Here is a 26271-nt window from a genome sequence, read left to right on the forward strand (position 1 = left end):
CATGCATATCCTGCTCCGCGAACGCCATGGCCTGGAGGAAACCGCGACCGCCGAGGATCTCGGCCAGCAGCCGGCCGACCTCGTGGTGCTGTCGTTCTCCGACAGCGACCTCGGCGGCTTCGCCGCGGCCTGGCGGGCCGGGCAAGGATCGCTGCCGAGCCTGCGGCTGGCCAATCTGCGCCGGCTGATCCATCCGCTGTCGGTCGATCTGTACTGCGAAAAGACGCTCAGCGGCGCGCGAGGCATCTTGATCAGGCTGCTCGGCGGCATCGACTATTGGCGCTACGGCATCGAGCAGGTCTCGGCGCTGGCCGCGGCCAAGGGCATTGCGTTGGCGATCATTCCCGGCGACGGCCGCCCCGACCCGCGGCTCGACGCGGCGTCCAACCTGCCGCCCTCGACGCTGCGCCGGCTCACCACACTGTGCGACAAGGGCGGCCCGGACGCGGCGCGCGGCGCGCTGGCGCAACTGGCGCTCGCCGCCGGCCTGCCGGCGGCGCTGCCGACCGCCACCGCCGCCTTGCCGCGCCACGGCTTCTATCGTCCCGACACCGGCGTCGTCGCCGACGACGCGCTCGATGCTGCGCCGGACGGCGCCCCGGTGGCGCTGGTGGTGTTCTATCGCGCCTTCCTCGCCGCCGCCGACACCGATCCGGTCGACCGGCTGATCGGCGAATTGTCGCGCCGCGGCGTCCGCGCCATCGGACTGTTCGCCGCCAGCCTGAAGGATCCGCAGAGCGATCCCTGGCTGCGCGCCTCGATCGCCCGGATCGCGCCCGACGTCATCATCAACGTCACCGCGTTCTCGGCGCGCGGCGAGCACGGCGCGCCGTTCGACGTGGTCGACGCCCCGGTGCTGCAGGTGGCGCTGGCCGGCTCCTCGCGCGCGGTGTGGGCGGAATCGGATCGGGGGCTGTCGCCGCCGGATCTGGCGATCCATGTCGTGCTGCCGGAAATCGACGGCCGGGTGTTCGCCGGCGTCGCCTCGTTCAAGGAAGCCGAGGCGCCGGATCCGGAGCTCGGCTACGCCCGCATCGTGCATTGCGGCGACGACGAGCGGATCAAGGCCGTGGTGGCGCGCGCCTGCGGTTGGATCAATCTGCGGCGCGCCACCGACGACAACAAGCGCCTGGCGCTGGTGCTGTCGTCGTATCCCGGTCGCGACGACCAGATCGCCCATGCCGTCGGGCTCGACGCCCCGGCCAGCGCCGTCGAGCTGTTGCGGCTGTTGCGCCAGCAGGGCTTTGCCATCGAGGACGCTCCGGAGGATGCCGCGACGCTGATCGCGCGGCTGCAAAGCGCGACCGTGCGCTGGCCGCTGCGCGAGTATCAGGCCGCGCTGGCCGAGCTCGATCCGGCGCTGTGCGCCGACCTCGACGCGCAATGGGGCGCCGCGGACAGCGATCCGGCGCTCATCGACGGCGATTTCGTTTTCAAAATCGTGCGCTGCGGCCACACCCTGATCGCGGCGCAGCCGGAGCGCGGCCAGCGCAGCGATCGCGCCGCCGAGTATCACGATCCGCGCCGCGCGCCGCGCCACGGCTATGTCGCGTTCTATCTGTGGCTGCGCCACGCCGCGCGCACCGACGCGCTGATCCATATGGGCGCGCATGGCACGCTGGAATGGCTGCCCGGAAAATCGGTGGCGCTGTCGCGGGCCTGCTGGTCCGACGCGCTGCTCGGCGCCACGCCGCTGATCTATCCGTTCATCGTCAACGATCCCGGCGAGGCCGCGGCGGCGAAGCGAAGGCTCGGCGCCGTCACCATCGGCCACATGACGCCGCCGATCAGCGCCGGCAAATTGCCGCCGGGGCTGCACGCGATCGAGCGGCTGCTCGATGAATACTCGCTCGCCGAGGGCCTCGACCCGCGCCGCCGCGAGCGGCTGGCCGCCGCCATCATTGACAGCGCCCGCGAAACCGGGCTCGACCGCGACAGCGGCTTGACCTCCGAGATGACGCCGCGCGAGGCGGTGGTGCGGCTGGATTCCTTTGTCTGCGACGTCAAGACCACGCTGGTCGCCGACGGGCTGCATGTTTTCGGCTGCGCGCCCGAAGGCGGCGATGAGCTGACCATGCCGTTCGCGGCCTGCGCCGCCGGCGAACGCGCCGCGCTATTGGCCGCGCTCGACGGCCGCCGCGTCCCGCCCGGCCCCTCCGGCTCGCCGTGGCGCGGCCGCCGCGACGTGCTGCCGACCGGGCGCAACCTGTTCACAGTGGATCCGCGCGCGGTGCCGAGCCGCAACGCCGCCGCGCAGGGCGAGCGGCTGGCCGAAGCGCTGTTGACCCGGCATCTGCAGGACCATGGCGACTATCCGCGCAATGTGATGCTCGATCTGTGGGGCTCGGCGACGATGCGCACCGCCGGCGAGGAATTCGCCATGGCGCTGCGGCTGATCGGCGTGGTGCCGGAATGGGACCAGACCTCGACGCGGGTCACCGGCTTCGACATCATCCCGCTGCCGCTTTTGGGCCGCCCGCGCATCGACGTCACGCTGCGGATCTCGGGGCTGTTCCGCGACGTGTTCCAGAACCTGCCGCTGTTGTTCGAACAGGCGGTCGCAGCACTCGCGCTGCGCGACGAGCCCGACGCGGAAAACCCCTATCGCCGCGGCGAAGGCCCGCGGGTGTTCGGACCCGCGCCCGGCAGCTATGGCGCCGGCGTGGTCGAGACGGTGACCGATCTGGCGCCGCAGACCATCGATGAGGCCGGCGACGCCTGGCTCGCGGCGAGCGGCTTTGCCTATGGCGGCGCCGACGACGGCGCCGCGGCGCGCGCGGCGCTGGAACGCCGCACCCGCGATACCGACGCCTTCGTCCACACCCAGGACCTGCCGGAGACCGACCTGCTCGCGGCGCCCGACTACGCCGCGCATGAAGCCGGCTTTGCCGCGGCGGCGCGCAAGCTCGGCGGCGCCGCGCCGACGATGTATCACGCCGATTCCGCGCGCCTCGACGCGCCGAAGATGCGCACGCTGGACGAGGAGATCGCCCGCGTGGTGCGCGGCCGCGCCGCCAATCCGCGCTGGATCGCAGGCCAGATGCGGCACGGCTTTCGCGGCGCCGCGGAAATCGCCTCGACGCTCGACCAGATGGCGCTGTTCGCGCATCTCGCAGGCGCGGTCTCCAGCGCGCATTTCGATCTGTACTACGACGCCACGCTGGGTTGCGACGAGGTGCGCAGCTTCATCGAACAGGCCAATCCGGCGGCCGCAGCAGCGATGCGACAACGCTTCCAGCAATTGCTCGACGCCGGCTATTGGACGACGCGGCGCAATTCGGCGATCCAGACCATCGCCACGCCCCCACACACCGAGGCTGCATCATGAGCTACGCCTATGAGAAAAACGGCGCCGCGATCTACACGCGATCCTTCGCGATCATCCGCGCCGAAGCCAAGCTCGCGCGCTTCGACCCCGGCGACGAAAAAGTCGCGGTCCGGATCATCCACGCCAGCGGCATGGTCGAGGTCGCCGACGACATCGTGTTCACGCCCGGCTTCAGCGACGCGGCGCGCGCTGCGCTGCGCGCCGGCGCGCCGATCTTCTGCGACGCCCAGATGGTCGCCAACGGCATCACCCGGGCGCGGCTGCCGGCCGATAACGAGGTGATCTGCACGCTCTCGGACCCGCAGGTGCCGGCGCTGGCGGCAAGGCTCGGCACCACCCGCAGCGCCGCGGCGATGGAATTGTGGCGCGACCGGCTCAAGGGCTCGCTGGTGGTGATCGGCAACGCGCCGACCGCGCTATTTCGCCTGCTGGAGATGTTGCAGGAGCCGGGCCTGGCGCCGCCCGCCGCGATCATCGGCATTCCGGTCGGCTTCGTCGGCGCCGCGGAATCCAAGGAGGCGCTGCTGGAAAGCGAAGCGGCGCCGAGCGTGATCGTGCGCGGCCGCCGCGGCGGCAGCGCGATGGCGGCAGCCGCGGTCAATGCGCTGGCGAGTGAGGTCGAATGAGCATGGCTGCTACCATCTACGGCGTCGGGCTCGGCCCCGGCGATCCCGAACTGATGAGCGTCAAGGCGGCGCGGCTGATCGGCCAGGCGTCGGTGATCGCGCATTTCCGCAAACCCGGCCGCGCCGGCAACGCCCGCACCTTGGTCAACGGCATGCTCGCGCCCGGCGTGATCGAATTCGCGATGGAATATCCGGTGACCACCGAGATCGCGATCGACGATCCGGCCTACAATGACAGCCTGCGCGAGTTCTACGACGACTGCGTGCGGCAGCTGTTGGTGCACGTCACGGAGGGCCGCGACGTCGCGGTGCTGTGCGAGGGCGACCCGTTCCTCTACGGCTCCTTCATGCATCTGCACAGCCGGCTCGCCGGCAAGGCCAACGTCGTGGTGGTGCCGGGGATTTCCGGAATGTCCGGCTGCTGGACCGCCAGCGGCCGGCCGATCACCTTCGGCGACGACGTATTGAGCGTGGTGCCGGCGACGCTGGATGAAGCCAGCCTGCGCGAGCGATTTGCCGCGATCGACGCGCTGGTGGTGATGAAGCTCGGCCGCAATCTGCCGAAGGTGCGCCGCGCGCTTGAGGCCGCGGGCCTGATCGAACGCGCGATCTATGTCGAGCGCGGCACCATGGCCGCGCAGAAGGTGATGCGGCTCGCCGACAAGACCGACGACGAGGCGCCCTACTTCTCTGTGATTCTGGTGCACGGCCAGGGACGACGGCCATGAGCGGATCGCTGATCATCGCCGGCCTCGGCCCCGGCGCCGCGCACCTCATCACCCCGGAAGTCGCCGCGGCGCTGGCCGAAGCCACCGACCTGATCGGCTACGCGCCCTATGTGGCGCGGGTCGCCGAACGCGCGGGCCTGGTGCGGCACGGCTCCGACAACCGCGAAGAACTCGACCGCGCCAGCCACGCGCTGCGGCTGGCCGCGCAGGGCAAGCGCGTGGTCGTGGTGTCGTCGGGCGATCCGGGGGTGTTCGCGATGGCGGCGGCGGTGTTCGAGGCGGTCGACGCCGGCGACCCTGCCTGGCGCGAACTCGACATCAAGGTGCTGCCCGGCATCAGCGCGATGTTCGCCGCGGCGGCCCGGATCGGCGCACCGCTCGGCCATGATTTCTGTGCCATCAATCTGTCGGACAATCTGAAGCCGTGGGAATTGGTGCAGCACCGGCTGCGGCTCGCGGCGCAAGCCGGGTTCGTGATCGCGCTGTACAATCCGTTGTCGAAGGCGCGGCCGTGGCAGCTCGGCCGCGCGCTGGATCTGCTGCGCGAGGAATTGCCGGGCCACGTGCCGGTGATCTTCGCCAGCGCGATCAGCGATGCGCGCGAGGCCATCGACACCGTACCGCTCGGCGAAGCGGTGGCGGAGCGCGCCGACATGCGCACGCTGGTGATGATCGGCTCGACCCACACCAAATTGATCGAGCGCGCCGCTGGCAAACCGTTCGTCTATACGCCGCGCTCGGTCGGGGTCTCGTCGTGACCGAGCCAGCGCATCACCTCGGCGACGGACTCGACGCAGGGCCGCGTCGGCACGTCAGGCCGCCGCACCATCACCACCGGCAGCGCCAGATCGCGCGCGGCCTCGATCTTGGCCGAGGCGGCGTGGCCGCCGGCGTTCTTCGCCACCACGCAATCGGCGCGGAACTCGGTCAGCATGGCGCGGTCGGAGGCGCGATCGAAGGGCCCGCGCGCCACGATCACCTGCGCATTCGGCAACGGCAGCGCCGCACGCGGCGGATCGACCAGCCGCACCAGATAGGCGTGCTGCGGATGGGCGGCGAAGGTTTTCAGATGCATCCGGCCGATGCCGAGAAAGACGCGGCGGGGTGTTTCGCCGAGCGCTTCGGCTGCGGCGGCGAGATCGTCGACCTCGATCCATTGATCGCCGGCGACGCGCTGCCACGGCGCGCGCTCCAGCGCCAGCAGCGGCACGCCGGCGCGCCGGCAGGCCTCCACCGCATGCGCGCTCATTTGCGCGGCGAACGGATGGGTGGCGTCGACCACGCGGTCGATGTTTTCGCTACGCAGATAGTCGGTGAGGCCATCGACGCCGCCGAAGCCGCCGACGCGCCACGGGATCGGCGGCGGCGTCGGATTGTCGGTGCGGCCGGCATAGGACAGCACGGCGTCGATCTGCGGGGCGCCGGCCAGCGCATGCGCCAGCCGGTTGGCGTCGGCGGTGCCGCCGAGCAGCAGCACGCGCAATTGTTTGGTCGTGGAGGCGTTCATGACCGCAAGCGATGACATGACAACGCCCTGGCTGTCTATGATCGGAATTGGCGAGGACGGGCTCGACGGGCTGTCCGCCGCGGCGCGCTCTCTGCTCGCCGACGCCGAACTGATCGTCGGCGGGCCGCGGCATCTGGCGCTGGTTGCAGCGCTGGGGAAGCCGACGCTGGCCTGGGAGATTCCGTTCGCGGGGTCCTTGCCGAAGCTCAAGGCGCAGCGCGGCAAGCGCGTGGTGGCGCTGTGTTCCGGCGATCCGTTCTGGTACGGCGCCGGCGCGGTGCTGGCCGACGCGGTGCCGGCCGCCGAGACCGTTGCGGTGCCGGCGCCCTCCACTTTCGGCTTCGCGGCGGCGCGGCTGCGCTGGCGGCTGGAAGACACGCTCACGCTCGGGCTGCACGCAAAGCCGCTCGCATTGCTGCGACCGCATCTGCATAACTCCGCGCGCTTGATCGTGCTGGCGCGCGACGGCGCGGCGCCGGCCAAGATCGCGGCGTATCTGACCGGCCTGGGATTCGGGCCGTCGCGGCTGACCGTGCTGGAAGCGCTCGGCGGGCCGCGCGAGCGGATTCGCGAATCGAGCGCCGAGAGCTTTGCGATCGATGATATCAGCTCGCCGGTCGCGGTTGCGATCGAAGCCATCGCAGCCCCCGGCGCGGTGATCATGCCGCGGGTCGCCGGGCTGCCCGACGAATTGTTCCAGCACGACGGCCAACTCACCAAGCGCGAGATCCGCGCGGTGACGCTGTCGACGCTGGCGCCGCGCGGCGGCGAATTGCTGTGGGACGTCGGCGCCGGGTCCGGCTCGATCGGCATCGAATGGCTGTTGGCGCATCCGGCCAATCGCGCGATCGGCATCGAACCGCGGCCGGACCGGCTCGACAACGCCCGCGGCAATGCGGCGTCGCTCGGGGTGCCGCATTTCGATCTGCGGCTGGGTTCGGCACCGGAGGCGCTGCGCGACCTGCCGACGCCGGACGCGATCTTCATCGGCGGCGGCGCCAGCCGCGACGGCGTGCTCGACGCGGTATGGCAGGCCTTGCCGGCGGGCGGACGGCTGGTGGTCAATGCGGTGACGCTTGAGACCGAGGCCGAACTGATCGCGCGGCAGGCCCGCCACGGCGGCACGCTGCTGCGGCTTGCGGTGGAGCGCGCAGGCGCAGTCGGCGGCATGACCGGCTGGCGCGCGGCGATGCCGGTGGTGCAATGGAGCGTGGTGAAATGAGCCGGCTGGTGATCGGGCTGGGATTTCGCGACGCGGCGGCCGCAGTCTCGATCGGCGAAGTCATCGCCGCGGCGCGGGCGCAGGCCGGCGAAGCCGCCGACGCCATCGCCGTGCTGGACGACAAGGCGGCGCATCCGGCCCTGCTCGTGGCAGCACTCGCCGCAGCGCTGCCGATCCGGCGCGTGACGGCAGCCGATCTGCGCCGCGCCGATGCCGATATCGCCACGCGCTCCGCAACCATCCAACGCCACCGCGGCGTCGGCAGCGTCTGCGAGGCCGCGGCACTCGCCGCCGCGGGCCCCGGCGCGCGGCTAATCGTGCCGCGCCTGGTCTCGGCCGATCGCACCGCCACCGCCGCCGCCGCATTCAATGAGGACGAAACATGACCGTGCATTTCATCGGCGCCGGCCCCGGCGCGCCGGACCTGATCACCGTGCGCGGACAGAATCTTGTCGCGCGCTGCAAGGTGTGCCTGTTCGCCGGCTCGCTGGTGCCGCGCGAGATCGTGGCGCTGTGCCCGCCCGGCGCCCGGGTGGTCGACACCGCGCCGCTCGATCTCGACGCCATCGTCGCGGAAATCTCCGCCGCGCATGCGCAGGGGCTCGACGTGGCGCGGCTGCATTCCGGCGATCTGTCGGTGTGGAGCGCGATGGGCGAGCAGATCCGGCGGCTGGAAGAACTCGGCATTCCCTACAGCGTGACGCCGGGCGTGCCGTCGTTCGCCGCCGCAGCCGCGGTGCTGGGGCGCGAATTGACGCTGCCTGGAGTGGCGCAGACCGTGGTGCTGACGCGAACTTCCGGCCGCGCCTCGGCGATGCCGGAGCGAGAAAATCTCGCGGCCTATGCCGCCACCGGCGCTACGCTGGCGATCCATCTGTCGATCCACGTGCTCGACGAGGTGGTGGCGACGCTGATTCCGCATTACGGCGCCGACGGCGCCATCGCCGTGGTGGTCCGCGCCAGCTGGCCGGAACAGATCGTGCTGCGCGGCACGCTGTCGAGCATCGCCGACAAGGTGCGCGAGGCTGCGATCGAGCGCACCGCGCTGATCCTGGTCGGGCCGTCGCTGGCGGCCGAGGATTTTGCCGACAGCGCGCTATATTCGGCGGATTACGATCGCCGGTTCCGGCCGAACTCGCTGACCGGGCTGATCCGTGAATAATCCCCCCGGCCTGCTGATCGCAGCCCCCGCCACGCGCAGCGGCAAGACCACGCTGACGCTGGCGCTGCTCGCGGCGATGCGACGGCGCGGCCGCGTGGTGCAGCCTTATAAGTGCGGGCCGGACTACATCGATCCGGCGTTCCACGCCGTGGCCGCCGGGCGCGCCTCGTACAATCTGGACTCTTGGGCGCAGAGCCGCGGCCGGTTCGACGCGCTGCTCGATCAGGCCGCCGACGCCGATCTATGCATCGCCGAAGGCGTCATGGGACTGTTCGACGGCGTCGCCACCAACGGCGCCTGGGGCAACGGCTCCAGCGCCGATATCGCCGCCGCCACCGGCTGGCCGGTGGTGCTGGTGCTCGACGTCTCCGGGCAGGCGCAATCCGCCGCCGCGGTGGCGCTCGGCTTTGCGCATTATCGAAGCGACGTGCAAATCGCCGGAGTGATCCTCAACAAGGTGGCGAGCGAACGCCACGCCGCGCTGGTGCGCGACGGCTTCGCCCGGCATGACATCGCGGTGTTCGGCGCGGTCGCGCGCGACGCGTCACTGACTATGCCGGAGCGGCATCTCGGCCTGGTGCAGGCGCAGGAAGACGCCGCGCTCGCGGCCCGGCTCGACGCGCTGGCCGATCTGGTGGCGCGCGACGTCGACCTTGCGGCGCTCGAGAAGGCGGCGCGGCCGACCTTGCGTTCGCCGCCATCGGTTCACGCGCGCACCGCGCCGCCCGGGCAACGCATCGCGCTGGCGCAGGACGCCGCGTTCTCCTTCGTCTATCCGCATCTGCTCGCCGGCTGGCGCGCCGCCGGCGCCGAGATCGTGCCGTTCGCGCCGCTCGCCGATGAGGCGCCCGATCCGTCATGCGACGTCGCCTGGCTGCCCGGCGGCTATCCGGAACTACACGCCGGCCGCCTCGCCGCGGCGTCGCGCTTCGCCGACGGCATCCGCGCATTCGCCCATACCAAGCCGGTGCATGGCGAGTGCGGCGGCTACATGACGCTCGGCACCGGCCTCGTCGACGCCGCCGGCGCGCGGCACGCGATGCTCGGGCTGCTCGGGCTGGAAACCGATTTCGCGCAGCGCAAGCTGCATCTCGGCTACCGCAGCGCGAGGCTGCTGGCGCCGATCCCCGGCCATGCCGAACACAGCATACTGCGCGGCCACGAATTCCATTATGCCCGCGTCATCAACCAACCCGATCAGCCGCTCGCCGCGATTTGCGACGCCGCCGGGGTGCCGACCGCCGAAACCGGCAGCCGCCGCGGCCGCGTGACCGGCAGCTTTTTCCACATCGTCGATGTGGCCGAGGAGACGCCATGACATCCAACGAACCCAATGGTGCAGCCATCGGCAGCATCGCGCTGGTCGGCGCCGGCCCCGGCGACGTCGATCTGTTGACGCTGCGCGCGGTGGAGCGGCTGCGCGCCGCCGACGTGATCCTGTACGACGACCTCGCCGGCGACGCGCTGTTGTCGTTCGCGCGCGACGACGCCGAACTGATCGCGGTCGGCAAACGCGCCGGGCATCCGTCGCCGAAGCAGGACGAATTGAACCGGCTGATGATCAGCTACGCCAAGCTCGGCAAGCGCGTGGTGCGGATCAAGGCCGGCGATCCGGCGATCTTCGCCCGCGCCGACGAGGAAATCGGCGCGGCGCGCGCCGCCGGCGTGCCGATCGAGATCGTGCCCGGCATCACCACCGCGACCGCGGCAGCGGCGTTTCTCGGCACCTCGCTGACCAAGCGCGTGGTGGCGCGCCGGCTGCAGATGGTCACCGGCCACGACATCGAAGGCACGCTGCCGAGCGATCTCGATCTTGCGGCGCTGGCCGACGCCGGCGCCACCACCTGCGTATTCATGGGCAAGGCCACCTTCCCGGCGCTGGCGGAGAAGCTGATCGCGCAGGGGCTGTCGCGCGACACGCCGACCGTGGTGGTGGAAAGCCTCGGCACGCCGGCGACGCAGGTGATCGCCGGCACGCTGAGCGGGATCGCGGCGCAGCTCGCCGCCGAGAAGCCGCAGGGCCCCTGCATGATCCTGTACGGCGCGGCGCTGGCCGGCGTCGGCCGCGACGGGGCTGAACCGCAGACCCAGCGCTAGCCGCCGGTCACATTGATGAAGCGGCTGACCGCGCCGGGCCGCGCGATCGAGAAATCATGGCCTTTCGGTTTCAGCCGGATCGCCGCGCGGATCGCGTCGATCAACTGACCGTCGTCGCGGCTACGGCGTAGCGGCGCCCGCAGGTCGATGGCGTCGTCCTGGCCGAGGCACAGGCAGAGCTGGCCGGTGCAGGTCAGGCGGACGCGGTTGCAGCTTTCGCAGAAGCTGTGGGTCAGCGGCGTGATGAAGCCGATGCGCTGCCCGGTTTCCTTCACCGTCATGTAGCGCGCCGGTCCGCCGGAGCGGTGCGAGTTCGGCTGCAGCGTGAAGCGGGCCTGCAAGGCGGCGCGGACCTCGCTCATCGGAATATATTGCTCGCTGCGCGCGATGCCGCCGAGCGGCATGATCTCGATGAAAGTCAGATCGTAGCCGCGCTCGCCGCACCAGCTCACCAGGCGGTGAAACTCGCTGTCATTGATGCCCTTCATCGCCACCGCGTTGATCTTGATCTCAAGCCCGGCGTCGGCGGCGGCCTGAATGCCGTCCAGCACCTTCGCCAATTGCCCGAACCGGGTCACCGCGTGGAATTTGTCCGGGTCGAGCGTATCCAGCGAGACGTTGACGCGTCGCACGCCGGCGGCGACCAGTTCCTTGGCGTAGCGCGTCAGCAGCGTGCCGTTGGTGGTCAGCGTCAGCTCATCGAGCGCCCCCGATTTCAAGTGCCGCCCGAGCGCGCGGATCAGATCCATCACCCCGGAGCGCACCAAGGGCTCGCCGCCGGTCAGCCGCAGTTTTCGGGTGCCGAGCGCGGTGAAACTCGCGCACAGCCGGTCGATCTCCTCCAGCGTCAGCACATCCGCCTTCGGCAGGAAGGTCATGTCCTCCGCCATGCAGTAATGGCAGCGCAGATTGCAGCGGTCGGTGAGCGACACCCGCAGATACGACACCGCGCGGCCGAACGGATCGACCAGCGGCGCGACCTCGCGCGGCGTGGCGCGGTCCCGCGACAGCGGCCGCGGTGCCAGACCGAGCTGGTCCATCAAGGGGAATGAGCAGCTCATTGGGTGGAAATGTCGCCGAGCCGATCGACGCCGACCCGCAGATTGATGCCGGAGCGCTCGGCCTTGCCGCGCCAGATGCCGCTGTCGTCCAACACCAGATCGCTGGCATTGGACAGCCCGGCGCGCAGCAGCCGCCGCTGCACCTGCTTTTCCGTCAGTGTGTTGGTCCCCGTCGCCAGCGGACCGCCGTTGATCTTCGGCGGGGCGCTGAGATCGACCGCCGCGGCGGCCGGGGCCTCGCTCTGCGCGAATGCCGCGCCGGGCAGTGCCGCGCCGAGCAGCGCGGCCGTGAGGGCAATACGAAGCATGGTTCGGCTCCTTGGGATTGCGCGCGGAGGGATCGGGCGCCGCCGGAAGTCAGCTCCCGGCGGCGGTCGTCATCGCTGACCCGCAATCAGGCGTTGGCCGGGGCGTCGAACACCGTCACCTTGGGCAGCGGGCCGGTGTATTTCTCGACGTCGACCAGGCAGGTGTGCGCCGAGGTGGCCTGCGCCAGCCGCGAACTGCCGATGTCCGGCGTCAGCACGTTGACGTCGCCATGCTTGCACAGCGTGTTCGGATCCTTGATGTCGGCCGGATCGTACCAGGCACCTTCCTGCAACTGGATCACGCTGGGGCGGATGTCGTCGCTGACCACCGCGCCGGCGAGACACTGGCCGCGGCCGTTGAACACCCGCACCACATCACCATTCTTGATGCCGCGGGCTTCAGCGTCCTTGGTGTTGATCATGCAAGGCTCGCGATCGGCGACCTCGTAGATCTTGCGGACGCGGGTGCCGTTGAGCTGCGAATGCATGCGGTGCAAGGGATGGTTGGAGTTCATGTGCAACGGATAGGCCTTGTCCTTCTGGCCGAGCCACTCCAGCGGCTCCAGCCACGAGGCATGCGGCGGGCAGTCGTCGTAACCCATCTTCTCGATCGGTTTCGAATACAGCTCGATCTTGCCGGTGCCGGTCGGCAGCATGTTCTCGATCGGGTCTTCGCGGAAATCCGCGTATTTCACCCAACGCAGGTTCTTGGCGGGCGTCTCGAACTCGATGATGCCCTTGTCCCAGAACTCCTCGAAGGCGGGCAGCGTCACCGACTTCTTGGCGTCGGCGGTCTTCTTCGCCGCCGCATAGACGTCGCGCACCATGTCGAGTTCGCTCTTGCCCTCGGTGAATTCCTGGCCGAGCCCGAGCCGCTCCGCGATCGCGGTGAAGATCGCGTAGTCGGTCTTGGATTCGAACACCGGCTCGACTACCTTCTTCATCGCGACATAGGCGCGCTTGGAATTGGCGCCGACCATCTCGATGTCGTCGCGTTCGGTGGTCGTGGTGGCCGGCAGCACGATGTCGGCGAAGCGCGCCGAGGCGGTCCACTGGAAATCCTGCACGATCACCGTCTCGAACTTGCGCCAGGCCTTGCGCATCCGGTTGCGGTCCTGGTGGTGGTGGAACGGATTGCCGCCGACCCAATAGGTCAGCTTGACGTCGGGATAGATCTTGGTTTCGCCGTTGTGCTCATAGGTCTTACCGGGCTTCTCCAGCATATCGACGATGCGGGCGACCGGAATCGACTGCGCGCCCTTCTCCTTCGGCCACGGCTTGTTGGCCTTGCGGGTGCCGCCCGACATGCCGGGCGCCAGCGCCGGCGCCGGCGAGGCCGGCGATCCCAGGCTGTAGAGATGATAGTTCTGGCAGAAGCCGCCGCCGGGCAGCCCGACCTGACCGATCATCGAGGCCAGAGTGACGAACGCCCACGGCCATTGCTCGCCGTGATGCTGGCGCTGGCAGCTCCAGCCGCTGACCAACATGGTGCGGTTCTCGACGAACTGATGCGCCAGCCGGCGGATCACGTCGGCCGGAATTTCGGTCAGCGCCGCGGCCCATTCCGGGGTCTTCTCGACCTTGTCCCAACCCTTGCCGAGCAGATAGTCGGAGAACTTTTCGAAGCCGAAGGTGCAGTTGGCGATGAATTCGGCGTCGTACAGCTTCTCGGTCAACAGCACGTGGCAGATCGCGATCGCCAGCGCGACGTCGGAATGCGGCCGGATCGCCAGCCATTCGGCGCCGAGATATTTGCTGGCCTCGAGATTGACCGGGTTGATGAAGATCGCCTTGATGCCGGCCTTCTTCATGTCCTCGAACCACTTGTATTCCTCATGGTCGGGCAGCGCGAAGCCGATCTGGTTGGTCTTGAACGGATCGGTGCCCCAGAACACGATGGTCTTGGTGTTCTCCAGCACCGATTGATAGGTGGTCTGCGGGCCGGCGGCGTCGATCGAGCCGACGACGTAGGGCATGATGCCTTCGAGCGCCGCCTTCGAGTAGTTGCTCGACGAATACACCGCACCGCCGTTGAGGTTCATCAGCCGGGTCAGCATGATCTGCGGACTGCCGATCTCGCCGGAGCTGCGCCAGCCATAGCTGCCGGCATAGACCGCCCACGGCCCCTCCTGCTCCTCCAGCCGCTTCAATTCGCCGGCGACCAGATCGAGCGCCTTGTCCCAGCTGACGCGCACGAAGTCGCCGTCGCCGCGGCTGTCGCGGTCGGCCTTGATGCCGTTTTCGAGATAGGCGCGGCGCACCATCGGATAGCGGATCCGGCTCGACGAATAGACCACGTCCTGCACGCCATCGAGCGCCTGGTTCGGATGAAAATCCTTCTCCCACGGCCGCAGGCTGGTGAAGCGGCCGTTGTCGACCTTGGCGTAGAACGCGCCCCAATGCGAGCCGGTCAGAATCTCCTTCGGAGCCTCCGCCGCAAAGGCGCGGCCGACCACGCCCGGCAGCATCATGTCGGCGGCGGCGAGAGCGGTGAGCGACGAGGTCGCGCTGAGAAAGCGCCGCCGCGACAACGAATGAGTTTCCGACATCTTGGTCTCCTTCAGGTTCTGGAGCATGGCGGGCTCTTTCGAACGACCAGCTCCACAGCTTTTTGAAACGTTCGCGGCGTCAGGCCGCGCGCGCCATTCCGGGAAAAGGCAGGTTCAGCAACAGCTCGAGCACGCCGGCGATGGCGGCGTAGAAGCCGCTGGCGTCATGGGTCTGGCAGGCGGCGACGAAATCCGGCACCCAGCCGCGCAGCCGCGTCAGCAGCACGTTGACGGTCTCGGTGTCGTCGGCATTGTGAGAGGCCGCGGCGAACTCCAGCGCCTCGGACAGCAAGGCGAGTTCGATCACCAGATGGTCGGGCGCCTCGGGAAAGTCCGCCGCGGTGCGGCGGCCGCGGCGCTGCAGCAGCAACGCCATCTCGCCGGCGGGCTCCTGAAACAACCGGCCGCTGCCCTGGTAAGCGGATTCATAAGGCGGCGCCGAGGTCGGGCCGCCCGAGCCCAAGAACAGCCGGCAGAACGCCGCGTTGAGCAGCGATTCCGCTCGAACAGGATCGAGCCCGCGCGCCGCCGCCGCTGCGGTTTCGACCCCCGGCCGCAACGCCGCGATGCGCGCCAGCGGCGCCAGCGCGCCGACCGCGACCGGCAGGCAAACCTCGGCCAGCACGGGTTGCTCGAGCGGCGCGCCGAACAGTGCAGCGAGCGTGTTGATGGCTTCGGCGAACGCCGCGACGGGCAAGGATTCAGCGGTCAGAACAGTCATGATGATCGAGCCTCATGGGGTCGGGGCGGCTGGGGATCAGTGTGCGGCGTTCGGCATGTCCTTGGCGTGCAACTGGAAGTAGGATTGCAGCAGGCGGACGTCCTCGGCGCCAAGCGCGGTGCCGTCCTTCATTTCCTTGATCACGCCGATCCATTGATTGGCCGGCAGATGGCCGGGCTGCGGCTGGCTGTGGCAGGCGCCGCAGGCGGCACTGGCCATCTCGGCGCCGTAGCTGCCGAGCCCGGCCTGGTCGGCAGTGAACGACGCCGCCTTGGCCCAGCCGGAGATGCTGCCCTGCTGCCAGGACAGCGTGGTGTCGGGATCGACCTCGGCGTCGCCGAGCTTGACGGTGGCGGCCATCGCGTCGGTCATGCTGAGTTCGAAGATGCGCCGCGCCTTCGCCGCGACCATCAGCCGCTTGACGCCTTCCTGCACCCAGCCGCTGATCTCGACCTTGACGAAGTCGCCCTTGCGCTCCAGCACCTTGACCTTGGTCAAGGGATAGACGTTGCCGTCGCCCTTGCCGGCATCGCCCTCGGGGCGCTCGGCATAGAACGCGGTGGATTCCAGCGCGTAAAGCGTGTCGGCGCCGCCGCTCTTGGCCACCGCCTGGCTCTTCAGGTCATCGAACAGCGACTTGTAACCGCTCGACATGTCCGGCAATTTATGCGCGATGCCCTTGTGGCAGGAGATGCAGGTCTCGCCCTTTTCCAGCCCCTTCTGCATCACGGTGACGGCTTTCGGGCGCTGCTTGTGGATGTCCATCGCGTCCTGCGCGTGGCAGTTGCGGCATTCGTGGGAGTCGCTCGCCTCCATCTTGCTCCACACCCGCTTGGCCATTTCCAGCCGGTGCGCCTCGAATTTTTCCGGGGTATCGATGGTGCCGAGCAAGGTGTGCCAGACATCCTTCGCCGCCATCACCTTGGCGATCAGCTTGTGGCCGAGTTCCTTCGGCACGTGGCAATCGGAACAGACGGCGCGGACGCCCGAAGCATTTTTGAAATGCGGCGACTTCTGGTATTCCTCGTAATTGCCCTTCATCGAGTGGCAGGAGACGCAGAATTCCAGCGAATTGGTTTTGTCGAGCAAAACGGAAAACGCGCCCCATCCGGCCAGCGAACCGCCGGCGGCGATCACGGCGACCAGAGCCACGGTGCCCATGCCCACCGGCCTCTTCAGCCAATTCTTCAGCCGCGTGATACGTAAGCCCATCGTCGTTCTCCTGCGCCAGCCTCGCGAGAGGAAGGCTGCGCAGGAGTTATTCGGGCGATGTAAACGTCGTTCCGCTAAGTTGCGAATGAGATATGAACAGAACCTCGGGTTCGTCCCCTAAGTAAAGATACGTATGGTTAGTCAAACACATCTCGTCGTGGTCGATGATGAGCCGGTGGCTCGGGAATCGCTTGCCGCCTATCTGGAGCGCGAAGGCTTTCGCGTCAGCATGGCGGAAGACATCCGCGGTCTGCGCGGGGTGCTCGCGCACGAGAAAGTCGATCTGGTGCTGCTCGACATCCGGCTTCCCGGCCAGGACGGCTTGAGCTTTCTGCGCGAACTACGCGCGCGGTCGAATCTGCCGGTGATCTTCGTCACCGGCCGGGGCGATGAAATCGATCGCGTGCTGGGCCTCGAGCTCGGCGCCGACGACTACGTCACCAAGCCGTTCGGGCACCGCGAATTGCTGGCGCGGGTGCGCACCCTTTTGCGCCGCACCTCGGACAGCTACCGTCTCGAGACCAACAATCTGGCGCGGCGCTTCGCCGGCTGGACGCTGGATCTGTCGCAGCGCTGCCTAACCGATGCGCAGGGCGAGGACGTGCGGCTGACCCGCGGCGAGTTCGACATTCTGGCGGCGCTGGTGCGGCGCCCCGGCCAGGTCTTGTCACGCGACGCGCTGCTCGACGAAAGCGCGCATCGCGACGGCGCGCCGAACGATCGCACCGTCGACGTGCTGATCGCGCGGTTGCGGCGGAAAATCGAAATCGATCCGGCCGAGCCCCGGCTGATCGTCACCGAGCATGGTCTGGGCTATCGCTTTGCCGGGCCCGTGCACTGAGCACGGCCGCCCAGGAGCGCTGCAAAGCGTCGATCTTGCCGGGGGCTTTTGCCGCCATCGCCTGCGCGCAACGCCGCATCGCGCCGTGATCATTGGCCGCCGCGGCGCGCTCGGCAAGCTGCGCAAGCCGCGCCAGATGATTGAGCCCGACATTTCCCGCGGCACTCTTCAGCCGGTGGGCGGCGTCGCCGAAGCCGCGCGCATCGCCGGCCTGCAGCGCCCGGTTCGCCTCGGCGATCAGCGACGGCGCGGTGGAGACGAACAGCTCGATGATGTAGCCGGTCTTTTCCTCGCCGAGATCGTCGCAGCGCTGCTCCAGCAGCGATCCGCTGCGGTAAGGCTGCGGCAGGCCCTCGTCCTCCAGCGCGCCGACGGCGTCGGCCAGCGCCTGCCGCAAGGTCTCCTGGCGGAACGGCTTTTCGATGTAGCCGGTCATACCGGCGGCGAAGCATTGCTCGATCCGGCCCGCCGAGACATTGGCGGTGATGGCGATGATCGGCACTTCGCGGCGGGTGGCGTGCGGCAGCGCGCGGATCGCCTTGGCCAATCCGATGCCGTCGAGCCCGGGCATCGCCAGATCGGTCAGCACCACGTCGTAGTCGTGCTCGGCGGCCAGCGCCGCCGCGGTCAGGCCGTGCGCCGCGTGCTGCACGGTGTGGCCCATCTTCTGCAGCATGGCGCGGGCCACCGCGGCGTTGACCTCGTTGTCTTCGGCGAGCAGGATCGACAATTGCGGCATGTTGTCGAACCCCGCGGTCCGCGCCGGGCCGCGCAGCGACGGCCGCGCCACCACGAAATCCAGCACCACGGTGAACACGCTGCCGCAGCCCAGCGTGCTTTCCACTGCGATCGTGCCGCCCATCGCGTCGATGATGCGCTTGCAGATCGCAAGCCCCAGGCCGCTGCCGCCGAACCGCCGGGTGATCGAGGAATCGCTTTGCGAGAACGGATCGAACACGTGGCGGACCGCTTGGCGGGCGATGCCGATGCCGGTGTCGGTGACGCGAAATTCCATCCGGCCGCGATCCGGCCGCGCAAGGTCGGGCTGCCAGTTAACGCTGAGCACCACTTCGCCGGAGTGCGTGAACTTCACCGCGTTGCCGACCAGATTGAGCAGCACCTGGCTGATCTTGGCGGGGTCGCCGATCAGACGCTGCGGCAACGCCGGATAGTCGGTGAGAAACGCCAGCCCCTTGCCGGCGGCCTGCGGCGTCATCGCCGCGGCGATGGTGCGCAGCAACTCCTCCGGGCTGAAGGCGATCGATTCTAGCTCCATGCGGCCGGCTTCGATCTTGGAGAGGTCGAGAATGTCGTTGAGGATCGACAGCAGCAGCGAGCCGGATTGCGCGACCGCGTCCAGCCATTGCCGTTGCTGCGCCGACAGCGGACTATCATCCAGCAACTGCGCCATGCCGAGAATGCCGTTCAGCGGCGTGCGGATCTCGTGGCTCATGGTGGCGAGGAAGTCGGTCTTGGCGCGACTGACCTCGTTGGCGCGCTCGATCTCGACCTCCTGGGCCTTTTCCAACAGCCGCTGCAGGTGCTGCGCCTTCAACGCACCGACCCGCAGTTCCTCCAAGGCGCCGGCCATCGCCCCCATCTCGTCGGGATAGCCGGTGGCGGGAACCGGCAAAGCGAACTCCTGACGCGACAGCCGGCCGATGGTGTCGACCAGGGTCTTCATCGGCGCCGACAGCCGACGCCGCACCGTCTGAATCCAGAAGCCGACCAAGAGAATGCCTGCCGCGGCGACCACCGCCATCGCCGCCAGCATCAGCGAGGCGCGGGTCTTGCGCTGTTCGGCGTGGGCGATCGCCTGGTCGAGCGCGTCGTGGCCGAGCTTCAGGATCGAATCATAGGCGCTGATGCACAGTTGCGACCATTCGGCGGCCGGCATCGCCGGCGCACCTGAGCCGTCGAGCGCATACAGCACTTCGTCCATGCGCTTCTGCACGAGTTCGGTGGCGATGCGGCCGTTGGTGACGTCGGCGATCAGCTCGGGCGAGGCGCCGGGCCGGTTGAGATAGGATTCCAGATAGCGCCAGCGCGCGGTGTATTCGCCGACGCCTTCGCGCCAGGTGGCGAGCTTGTCGCGGTCGAGCGGCAGGCTGCGCTGAACATTGGCGCGCAACGCCGAGCACGGCCGTCCATAGCGCTCGCGGATCACGTAGGACGACTGCCGCAACTGCACCAGCTCGGCGATTTCCGGGTCTAGCATGCGGGCATTGTTGCCGACCGCGATCGAGGCCTCCTCCAGCCGTCCGGCGACGTCATACATCGCCATCAGCCAGGGATCGGCGCTGGCCATGTCGCGCGCGGCCACGGGCTGCGCTGTCATCGCCGACAGCAGCGGCCGGCTGCGCTCGAGCCCGGCATAGGCGTCGCGCGCCGCCGCCAGCAAGCCGGCGCGGCCGTCCAGCCGGGTGGCGTCGATCGCCGCCACCGCCGAGGCGAACAACGCGTCGACCTTGCGGTTCGACGCCTCGACCAGGGCGTCAGGCTGATCCTGCGACAGCACCGCGACGCCGGCGACGCCGACCTCGAAACGGATTCCAGTCATCGCGTTGAACAGCATGCGATCCGCCCGGGTCAGAACCACGATGCGGTCGGCGTCGACGAAGGCCAGCCATTCCTGCGCCGCCAGCAGCGAGGTGATGGTGACCAGCGCCAGAATCGAGGTCCAGTGTAGCACCAGGACCAGTTTCGCCAGCGAGTGCTTGAACACGCAGATCCCTTTCGCCTGACCGGCGCGCCAGGCCCGCCATCCTATAGCGTTTTCGAGCGAAGTGGCTCCCGGTTCGCGTGAAGAAAACGCGTCGAAACAACAATCTGGAACTCCGGTTCTGATCTATCAGAACCGGAATAGCTCCAGCCGACACGCCGGCTATTGGGCGATGGCGATGTGCGGGCCGGTGTTGGGGTCGATCACTTCAGGCCGCGAGCTGTCGATCGCGCCGTCCCAGCCGCCGCCCAATCCCTTGGCCAGCGCGATAAAGCTGGTCGCCACCGTGACCCGGCTCTGCAGCAGCGAATCCTCGGCGGTGTACAATGAGCGTTCGGCGTCGAGCACGTCGAGGAAGCTCGACGAGCCGGTCTCGTACAGCGAGCGCGACAGCCGCGCGGCGTCGCGGTAGCGCCGGCTGGCTTCGGTGAGGCTGCGGATCCGCAGCTGTTCCTGCGCCAACGCCACGATGGCGTTCTCGACGTCTTCCAGCGCGGTGAGCACCGCGGCGTGCCAGGCGACGTAATACTGGTCGCGCTCCGCTTCGCTGATCTCGACCGCGGCGCGCAACTGTCCGCCATTGAAGATCGGCACGCTGAGCGCCGGCCCGATCGACCAGCCGATCGTCGAATTCTTGGCGAGGTCGCCGATCTTCAGCGCGGTGGTGGAGACCGACCCGGTCAGGCTGACGCTGGGATACAGCGCGGCTTCGGCCTGGCCGATCTTGGCGGTGTATTGCGCGAGCTGCCGCTCGGCCTGGCGGACGTCCGGGCGCATCACCAGCACGTCGGCGGGAATCCCCTTCGGCAACGGCAGCCGCGGCGCGGGGATGCCGCCGCCCTGCCCCATCGGCTGGCTCAGCGCGGTCGGCTCGCGGCCCAGCAACACGCCGAGCCGGTGCATCGCCTCGGAATAGCCGACCTGATAGGTCGGGATGTTCGCCTCGGTGGTGGCGGCCTGCGCCGCGGCCTTGGCGACATCCACCGCCGAGGACGAGCCGGCGTCGAATTTGCGCTGCGTCAGCGCCGCGGTTTCGCGCTGCGAGGCGGCGGTGCGCCGCGCCAGCGCGATCCGCGCCTGGTAGCCGCGGGCCTCGGCGTAGTAGGCGGTGACGTCGCCGATCAGCGTCAGCAAGGTGGACCGCAGATCGTCCTCGGCGGCATCGACGCCGTAGCTGCTGGCCTCGACGGCGCGGCGGTTGCCGCCAAAGATGTCGAGCTCCCAGGTGGAGTCGAAACCGGCCTGAAACTGGTTGTAGGTGGAGGTCACCGCGCTGCCGCCGGTGCTGCTGGCACTGACCTGGTTGCGGGTCGCCGACCCGGTGCCTTCGAGCGAGGGAAACAAGGCCCCGATCGCCTGCCGCCGCGTGGCGCGGGCTTCGCGGATCCGCGCCTTGGCGCTGGCGACGCTGAGATTGCTTTGCACCGCCTGCTCGATCAACTGGCTGAGCAGCGGATCGTTGAAGCGCCGCCACCACTGCCGCAGATCGGCCACCGGCGGCGCCGTGCGCGGCGGCTTGGCGTTATTCCACATGGTCGGCAATTCGATGCCGGGCGCGGCGTAATCCGGGCCGACCGCGCAGCCGGCCAGCAACGTGCCGGCCACCACCAGGCCCGACAGCGGCCGCGTCAGCCGGCGGCGAACCGCGGCCGTGTCATGCTCGCCTCGCGGCTTTGCCCGTGTCATCATCGACCTTGAAACCCCATGTTACGCCTGCTCCTGCGCAGGATCGGCCGGCGACGCAGCATCCACCGCCGGCTTGCCCTTGAACAGCCGGCGCACCACGACGAACAACAGCGGCACGAAGAAGATGCCGAGCGCGGTCGCCGCGATCATGCCGCCCATCACCCCGATGCCGATCGAATTCTGCGCCCCGGAGCCCGCGCCCGACGCGATCGCCAGCGGCGTGACGCCGAGGATGAACGCGAACGAGGTCATCAGGATCGGGCGCAGCCGCTGCCGCGCCGCCTCCAGCGTGGCCTCGACCAGCGGCAGACCGGAGGCCTGCCGCTCCAGCGCGAATTCGATGATCAGAATGGCGTTCTTGGCCGCCAGACCGATCGTCGTCAACAGCCCGACCTTGAAATAGACGTCGTTGGTCTGCCCGAACAGCAGCGCCGCCAGCAACGCGCCGAAGATGCCGATCGGCACCGCCAGCATCACGCCGAGCGGAATCGCCCAGCTCTCATACAGCGCCGCGAGGCAGAGAAACACCACCACCACGGAGATGGCGTAGAGCGAGGCGGCCTGGTTGCTCGACAGCCGCTCCTGCGCCGACAGCCCGGTCCATTCGTGGCCGTAGCCGGCCGGCAACTGGCTGACCAGCGCGTCGATCTCGTCCATCGCCGAACCCGAGCTGATGCCGGCCGCGGCCTCGCCCTGAATTTCCACCGCGGAGGAGCCGTTGTAGCGCTCCAGCCGCGGCGAGCCGAAGCTCCATTGCCCGGAGGCGAACGCCGAGAACGGCACCATCACGCTCGAGGAATTGCGCACATACCAGCGCCCCAGATCGTCGGGCTGCATGCGAAAATCCTTGGCCGACTGCAGATAGACCTTCTTGACCCGGCCGCGATCGATGAAGTCGTTGACGTAGTCGCTGCCCCAGGCGGTCGACAGCGTGGCGTTGATGTCGCCAAGCCCGACGCCGAGCGCGCTGGCCTTCTCCTGGTCGATGGTGACGGAGAATTGCGGCTCGTCCTCCTGACCGTTCGGCCGGGTGTTGGCGAGCTGCTTGCTCTGCGCGGCGCCGGCCAGCAACGTGTTGCGGGCCTCGATCAGCTTGGCGTGGCCGGCGCCGTTGATGTCCTGCAGATAGAAGTCGAAGCCGTTCGAGGTGCCCATGCCCTGGATCGCCGGCGGCGCCAGCGCGAAGATCCGGCCGTCCTTGAATTTGCTGAAGGTCCGCATCGCGCGCCCGGCCACCGCCTGAGCCGACACCGCGGCGGTCTTGCGCTGCGCGAACGGTTTCAGCCGGATGAAGGCGATGCCGATGTTCTGGCCCTGGCCGGAAAAGCCGAAGCCCGCGGTGGTGAACACGCTCTCGACGGCGTCCTTCTCCTGGGTGGCGTAATAGTCGCGGACCTGGTCGAGCACCCGCAGCGTGCGATCCTGGGTGGCGCCGACCGGCAGCTGCACGCTGGTGATCAGGATGCCCTGGTCCTCCTGCGGCAGGAACGAATTCGGCAGCCGCGCGAAGATCACCCCCATCGCCACGGTGATGGCGATGAACACCAGGCCGAACCGCAGCGAGCGCGCGATCACGCCGGCGGCGCCGCGGCGATAGGCCTGCGCGCCGCGATCGAAGCTGCGGTTGAACCAGCCGAACAGGCCTTTGCCGGTGGCATGCACTTCGGGCTTGCGCAGGATGGTGGCGCACAACGCCGGCGTCAGGATCAAGGCGACGATCACCGACAGCACCATCGCCGAGACGATGGTGATGGAGAACTGCCGATAGATCACCCCGACCGAACCGCCGAAGAACGCCATCGGAATGAACACCGCCGACAGCACGGTGGCGATGCCGACCAGCGCCCCGGTGATCTCGTCCATGGATTTGCGGGTCGCCTGTTTCGGCGACAGCCCCTCCTCCTGCATCACCCGCTCGACGTTCTCCACCACCACGATGGCGTCGTCGACCAACAGGCCGATCGCCAGCACCATCGCGAACATCGTCAGGGTGTTGATCGAGTAGCCGAAGATCGACAGCACGCCGATGGTGCCGAGCAGCACCACCGGCACCGCGATGGTCGGGATGATGGTGGCGCGGATGTTCTGCAGGAACACGAACATCACCACGAATACCAGCGCGATCGCCTCGATCAGCGTCTTCACCACCTCTTCGATCGACAGCCGCACGAACGGCGTGGTGTCGTAGGGATAGACCACGGTGACGCCCTGCGGGAAGGTCGAGGACAGCCGGGCGATGGTGGACTGCACGGCCTCCGCGGTGCTGATGGCGTTGGCGCCGGTCGCCAGATTGACCGCGAGGCCGGCTGCCGGCATGCCGTTATAGGCCGCGCTGGTGGTGTAGCTTTCGGCGCCGAGCTCGACGTCGGCGACGTCGTTGAGCCGCACCAGCGAGCCGTCGGTGGCGCTCTTCAGGATGATGTTGCGGAACTGCTCGGCGGTCTGCAGCCGGCTGCGCGCGGTGACGGTGGCGTTGAGCTGCTGGCCGGCCCGCGCCGGCAGGCCGCCGAGCTGGCCGGCGGAGACCTGGGTGTTCTGCGCCTCGATCGCGGTCTCGACGTCGCTCGGCATCAGCGCGTATTTGGCGAGCTTGTCCGGGTTGAGCCAGATCCGCATCGCGTAGCCGGAGCCGAACAGCTGGGTGTCGCCGACGCCGCCGATCCGCTTCAAGGTGTCGTTCAGCGTGCTGTTGACGTAGTCGGCGAGATCAATCGACGACAATTTGCCGTCGGTGGAGACGAAGCCGATCACCATCAGAAATCCGGTGGAGGATTTGGTGACCGACAGCCCGGTGCTCTGCACGATCTGCGGCAACAGCGCGGTGACCAGTTGCAGCTTGTTCTGCACCTGCATCTGCGCGACGTCGGGATTGGCGGCGCTGGTGAAGGTCAGGGTGATCTGCGACTGCCCGGTGGAGGTCGAGGTCGAGGTCATGTAGTCGAGATTGTCGATCCCGGTCATGCCCTGCTCGATCACCTTGGTGACCGAGTTCTCCACGGTCTGGGCGTCGGCGCCGGCATAGGTGCCGGTGATCCGCACCGTGGTCGGCGCGATCTGCGGATATTGCGCCACCGGCAGGGTGCGCAGCGCCAGCAGGCCGCCGAGCATGATGGTGATGGCGATCACCCAGGCGAAGATCGGCCGGTCGATGAAAAATCGCGACATCACTGGTTTCCGGCCGTGACGACGCTGTTCGGTTGATCATCGCCCTGCGCGAACCGCTCCATCTCGGACGGACGCAACGATCCCTGCTTGCGGGCGCGCACCTCGCCGGTGTTCTCGTCGATCGTGACCTCGACGGCGGTGACGTCCTGGCCCGGCCGCACCAATTGGGTGCCCTCGACGATGACGCGGTCGCCGTCCTTGACGCCGGCGTTGGCGAGCCAGTTGTTGCCGACGCTCTTGCCGACGCTCAGCACCCGCTGCTCGACCTTGCCCTCCGCAGTGACGATCATTGCGGTGGCTTCGCCCTTGGTGTTGCGGGTGACGCCGCGTTGCGGCACCACGAAGCTGTTCTCGGCGACGCCCTCCTCGATCAGCGCGCGGACATACATGCCGGGCAGCAACAGCCGGTCGGGATTGGGAAATTCGGCGCGCAGCGCGAAGGTGCCGGTGCTCTCGCTGACGTTGGATTCGAAGAACGCCAATTTGCCGGTCTGCGCGTAGATCGTGCCGTTATCGAGCTTCAGTTTGATGCTGACGTCGGGGCCGGTGTATTTGATCCGGCCGTCCTGCACGGCTTGCCGCCAGTTCAACAGATTGGTGCTGGACTCGGTGACATCGACATTGATCGGATCGAGCTTGCGGATCGTGGTCAGCGCGGTGGTCTGGCTCGCGGTCACCAGCGCGCCGGGGGTCAGCGAGGATTTGTCGATCCGGCCGCCGATCGGCGCCACGATCTTGGTGTATTCGAGATTGATGCGGGCGGTTTCCACGCTGGCCTTGGCCGAGGCGACGTCGGCCTTGGCCTGCGCCAGCGTCGCCACGGCGTCGTCGTAATCCTGCTTGCTGACCGCGTTCTGCTTGACCAGGTTCTGATAGCGCTCGACCTTGGCGGCCGCACTCGGCACCGAGGCCTCGGCCTTCTGCTGCGCCGCCACCGCGCTGTCATAGGCCGCCTGATAGCTCGCCGGATCGATCTGATACAGTTCGGCGCCGGCTGCGACCTCGCTGCCTTCCTGAAACAACCGGGTCTGGATGATGCCATTGACCTGCGGCCGCACCTCCGCGGTGAGCGACGCCGTGGTGCGCCCCGCAAGCTCGGTGGTGATCGCCACCGATTGCGGATGCAGCGTCACCACGCTAACCTCCGGCCGCGGCGGGCTGGCCTTCTGCGCCGCGCCCTGGTCCTGTCCGCAACCGCCGAGCAGCAAGCCCAGCAGCAGGCTGCCGCCGAGCGCGGCACGACGGGGCGATGGGTGGCTGGTCCGCCACGTTGAGATAAATCGGATCAAGGGCATCGTCGCCTTATTTACAGTACGATTAAGTACCGTTATTATCG

At 68.5% G+C, this 26271-nt stretch carries 20 protein-coding genes; 10 read left to right on the forward strand and 10 right to left on the reverse strand.

All coding sequences use genetic code 11. The features are described from left to right. Position 1 precedes the first annotated feature (1 nt). Genes cobN through cobJ form a run of 4 tightly spaced genes read left to right on the forward strand, consistent with a single transcriptional unit; the run spans position 2 to position 5440 of the window. Positions 2-3328: a cobaltochelatase subunit CobN gene (cobN, locus tag VGC77_RS02815; RefSeq protein ID WP_331170039.1), complete on the forward strand. Its 3327-nt coding sequence runs from the start codon at positions 2-4 to the stop codon at positions 3326-3328. Next, positions 3325-3954, forward strand: coding sequence for a precorrin-8X methylmutase (locus VGC77_RS02820; protein ID WP_331170040.1), 630 nt, complete (start codon positions 3325-3327; stop codon positions 3952-3954). The genes cobN and VGC77_RS02820 overlap by 4 nt, the downstream gene beginning before the upstream one ends. Beyond that, positions 3951-4682, forward strand: coding sequence for a precorrin-2 C(20)-methyltransferase (locus VGC77_RS02825; protein WP_331170041.1), 732 nt, complete (start codon positions 3951-3953; stop codon positions 4680-4682). The genes VGC77_RS02820 and VGC77_RS02825 overlap by 4 nt, the downstream gene beginning before the upstream one ends. Next, positions 4679-5440, forward strand: a complete 762-nt coding sequence (gene cobJ / locus VGC77_RS02830; RefSeq protein ID WP_331170042.1) for a precorrin-3B C(17)-methyltransferase — start codon at positions 4679-4681, stop codon at positions 5438-5440. The genes VGC77_RS02825 and cobJ overlap by 4 nt, the downstream gene beginning before the upstream one ends. Here cobJ and VGC77_RS02835 read toward each other — a convergent pair. After that, on the reverse strand, positions 5407-6189 hold the full coding sequence (locus tag VGC77_RS02835; protein ID WP_331170043.1) for a cobalt-precorrin-6A reductase: 783 nt from the start codon (positions 6187-6189) through the stop codon (positions 5407-5409). The genes cobJ and VGC77_RS02835 overlap by 34 nt on opposite strands. On the opposite strand from VGC77_RS02835, the gene cbiE reads away from it, so the two are divergent. Genes cbiE through cobA form a run of 5 tightly spaced genes read left to right on the forward strand, consistent with a single transcriptional unit; the run spans position 6188 to position 10670 of the window. Further along, positions 6188-7411: a precorrin-6y C5,15-methyltransferase (decarboxylating) subunit CbiE gene (gene cbiE, locus VGC77_RS02840; protein ID WP_331170044.1), complete on the forward strand. Its 1224-nt coding sequence runs from the start codon at positions 6188-6190 to the stop codon at positions 7409-7411. The genes VGC77_RS02835 and cbiE overlap by 2 nt on opposite strands. Further along, on the forward strand, positions 7408-7797 hold the full coding sequence (locus VGC77_RS02845) for a cobalamin biosynthesis protein (protein ID WP_331170045.1): 390 nt from the start codon (positions 7408-7410) through the stop codon (positions 7795-7797). Before cbiE ends, VGC77_RS02845 begins: the two co-directional genes overlap by 4 nt. Continuing rightward, positions 7794-8573 carry a precorrin-4 C(11)-methyltransferase gene (gene cobM / locus VGC77_RS02850; RefSeq protein WP_331170046.1) on the forward strand — a complete coding sequence of 260 codons (780 nt, stop codon included), beginning with the start codon at positions 7794-7796 and terminating at the stop codon, positions 8571-8573. Before VGC77_RS02845 ends, cobM begins: the two co-directional genes overlap by 4 nt. Next, on the forward strand, positions 8566-9891 hold the full coding sequence (locus VGC77_RS02855; RefSeq protein ID WP_331170047.1) for a cobyrinate a,c-diamide synthase: 1326 nt from the start codon (positions 8566-8568) through the stop codon (positions 9889-9891). Before cobM ends, VGC77_RS02855 begins: the two co-directional genes overlap by 8 nt. Continuing rightward, complete coding sequence (cobA, locus tag VGC77_RS02860; protein WP_331170048.1) at positions 9888-10670, forward strand: uroporphyrinogen-III C-methyltransferase; 783 nt, start codon at positions 9888-9890, stop codon at positions 10668-10670. Before VGC77_RS02855 ends, cobA begins: the two co-directional genes overlap by 4 nt. Here cobA and moaA read toward each other — a convergent pair. From moaA to VGC77_RS02885, 5 genes are all read right to left on the reverse strand, one after another. Further along, positions 10667-11731 carry a GTP 3',8-cyclase MoaA gene (gene moaA, locus VGC77_RS02865; protein ID WP_331170049.1) on the reverse strand — a complete coding sequence of 355 codons (1065 nt, stop codon included), beginning with the start codon at positions 11729-11731 and terminating at the stop codon, positions 10667-10669. The genes cobA and moaA overlap by 4 nt on opposite strands. Continuing rightward, a complete protein-coding gene (locus tag VGC77_RS02870; RefSeq protein WP_331170050.1) occupies positions 11728-12039 on the reverse strand; it encodes a hypothetical protein in 312 nt (103 codons plus the stop codon). Before VGC77_RS02870 ends, moaA begins: the two co-directional genes overlap by 4 nt. Before the next feature lie 86 nt (positions 12040-12125). Next, a complete protein-coding gene (gene torA / locus VGC77_RS02875) occupies positions 12126-14615 on the reverse strand; it encodes a trimethylamine-N-oxide reductase TorA (protein WP_331170051.1) in 2490 nt (829 codons plus the stop codon). Positions 14616-14667: 52 nt separating this feature from the next. Then, positions 14668-15309: a molecular chaperone TorD family protein gene (locus VGC77_RS02880; protein ID WP_331170052.1), complete on the reverse strand. Its 642-nt coding sequence runs from the start codon at positions 15307-15309 to the stop codon at positions 14668-14670. Positions 15310-15345: 36 nt separating this feature from the next. After that, positions 15346-16521: a NapC/NirT family cytochrome c gene (locus VGC77_RS02885; RefSeq protein ID WP_331170053.1), complete on the reverse strand. Its 1176-nt coding sequence runs from the start codon at positions 16519-16521 to the stop codon at positions 15346-15348. Positions 16522-16654: 133 nt separating this feature from the next. Between VGC77_RS02885 and VGC77_RS02890 the strand changes: the two genes are divergently transcribed. Beyond that, positions 16655-17362, forward strand: a complete 708-nt coding sequence (locus VGC77_RS02890; RefSeq protein WP_331170054.1) for a response regulator — start codon at positions 16655-16657, stop codon at positions 17360-17362. Here VGC77_RS02890 and VGC77_RS02895 read toward each other — a convergent pair. From VGC77_RS02895 to VGC77_RS02910, 4 genes are all read right to left on the reverse strand, one after another. Continuing rightward, on the reverse strand, positions 17316-20087 hold the full coding sequence (locus VGC77_RS02895) for an ATP-binding protein (RefSeq protein WP_331170055.1): 2772 nt from the start codon (positions 20085-20087) through the stop codon (positions 17316-17318). The genes VGC77_RS02890 and VGC77_RS02895 overlap by 47 nt on opposite strands. A gap of 159 nt (positions 20088-20246) precedes the next feature. After that, positions 20247-21773 (reverse strand): efflux transporter outer membrane subunit, encoded by a 1527-nt coding sequence (locus tag VGC77_RS02900; protein ID WP_331170056.1) that lies wholly within the window; start codon positions 21771-21773, stop codon positions 20247-20249. An 18-nt stretch (positions 21774-21791) separates the two neighbouring features. Next, positions 21792-24935: an efflux RND transporter permease subunit gene (locus VGC77_RS02905; protein WP_331170057.1), complete on the reverse strand. Its 3144-nt coding sequence runs from the start codon at positions 24933-24935 to the stop codon at positions 21792-21794. Next, a complete protein-coding gene (locus VGC77_RS02910) occupies positions 24935-26224 on the reverse strand; it encodes an efflux RND transporter periplasmic adaptor subunit (protein WP_331170058.1) in 1290 nt (429 codons plus the stop codon). The genes VGC77_RS02905 and VGC77_RS02910 overlap by 1 nt, the downstream gene beginning before the upstream one ends. Positions 26225-26271 lie beyond the last annotated feature (47 nt).

It is taken from the genome of Rhodopseudomonas sp., from assembly GCF_036404135.1.
Taxonomy (GTDB): Bacteria; Pseudomonadota; Alphaproteobacteria; order Rhizobiales; family Xanthobacteraceae; genus Rhodopseudomonas_A.

Excerpts from the sequence above, each read along its gene's own strand:
- VGC77_RS02870 (WP_331170050.1), bottom strand. The coding sequence starts at position 12,039 with ATGCTTCGTATTGCCCTCACGGCCGCGCTGCTCGGCGCGGCACTGCCC.
- VGC77_RS02885 (WP_331170053.1), bottom strand. The coding sequence starts at position 16,521 with ATGGGCTTACGTATCACGCGGCTGAAGAATTGGCTGAAGAGGCCGGTG.
- VGC77_RS02900 (WP_331170056.1), bottom strand. The coding sequence starts at position 21,773 with ATGATGACACGGGCAAAGCCGCGAGGCGAGCATGACACGGCCGCGGTT.
- VGC77_RS02835 (WP_331170043.1), bottom strand. The coding sequence starts at position 6,189 with ATGAACGCCTCCACGACCAAACAATTGCGCGTGCTGCTGCTCGGCGGC.
- cobJ (WP_331170042.1), top strand. The coding sequence starts at position 4,679 with ATGAGCGGATCGCTGATCATCGCCGGCCTCGGCCCCGGCGCCGCGCAC.
- moaA (WP_331170049.1), bottom strand. The coding sequence starts at position 11,731 with ATGAGCTGCTCATTCCCCTTGATGGACCAGCTCGGTCTGGCACCGCGG.
- cobM (WP_331170046.1), top strand. The coding sequence starts at position 7,794 with ATGACCGTGCATTTCATCGGCGCCGGCCCCGGCGCGCCGGACCTGATC.
- cobA (WP_331170048.1), top strand. The coding sequence starts at position 9,888 with ATGACATCCAACGAACCCAATGGTGCAGCCATCGGCAGCATCGCGCTG.
- cobN (WP_331170039.1), top strand. The coding sequence starts at position 2 with ATGCATATCCTGCTCCGCGAACGCCATGGCCTGGAGGAAACCGCGACC.
- VGC77_RS02905 (WP_331170057.1), bottom strand. The coding sequence starts at position 24,935 with ATGTCGCGATTTTTCATCGACCGGCCGATCTTCGCCTGGGTGATCGCC.
- VGC77_RS02845 (WP_331170045.1), top strand. The coding sequence starts at position 7,408 with ATGAGCCGGCTGGTGATCGGGCTGGGATTTCGCGACGCGGCGGCCGCA.
- VGC77_RS02890 (WP_331170054.1), top strand. The coding sequence starts at position 16,655 with ATGGTTAGTCAAACACATCTCGTCGTGGTCGATGATGAGCCGGTGGCT.
- VGC77_RS02825 (WP_331170041.1), top strand. The coding sequence starts at position 3,951 with ATGAGCATGGCTGCTACCATCTACGGCGTCGGGCTCGGCCCCGGCGAT.
- torA (WP_331170051.1), bottom strand. The coding sequence starts at position 14,615 with ATGCTCCAGAACCTGAAGGAGACCAAGATGTCGGAAACTCATTCGTTG.
- cbiE (WP_331170044.1), top strand. The coding sequence starts at position 6,188 with ATGACCGCAAGCGATGACATGACAACGCCCTGGCTGTCTATGATCGGA.
- VGC77_RS02880 (WP_331170052.1), bottom strand. The coding sequence starts at position 15,309 with ATGACTGTTCTGACCGCTGAATCCTTGCCCGTCGCGGCGTTCGCCGAA.
- VGC77_RS02820 (WP_331170040.1), top strand. The coding sequence starts at position 3,325 with ATGAGCTACGCCTATGAGAAAAACGGCGCCGCGATCTACACGCGATCC.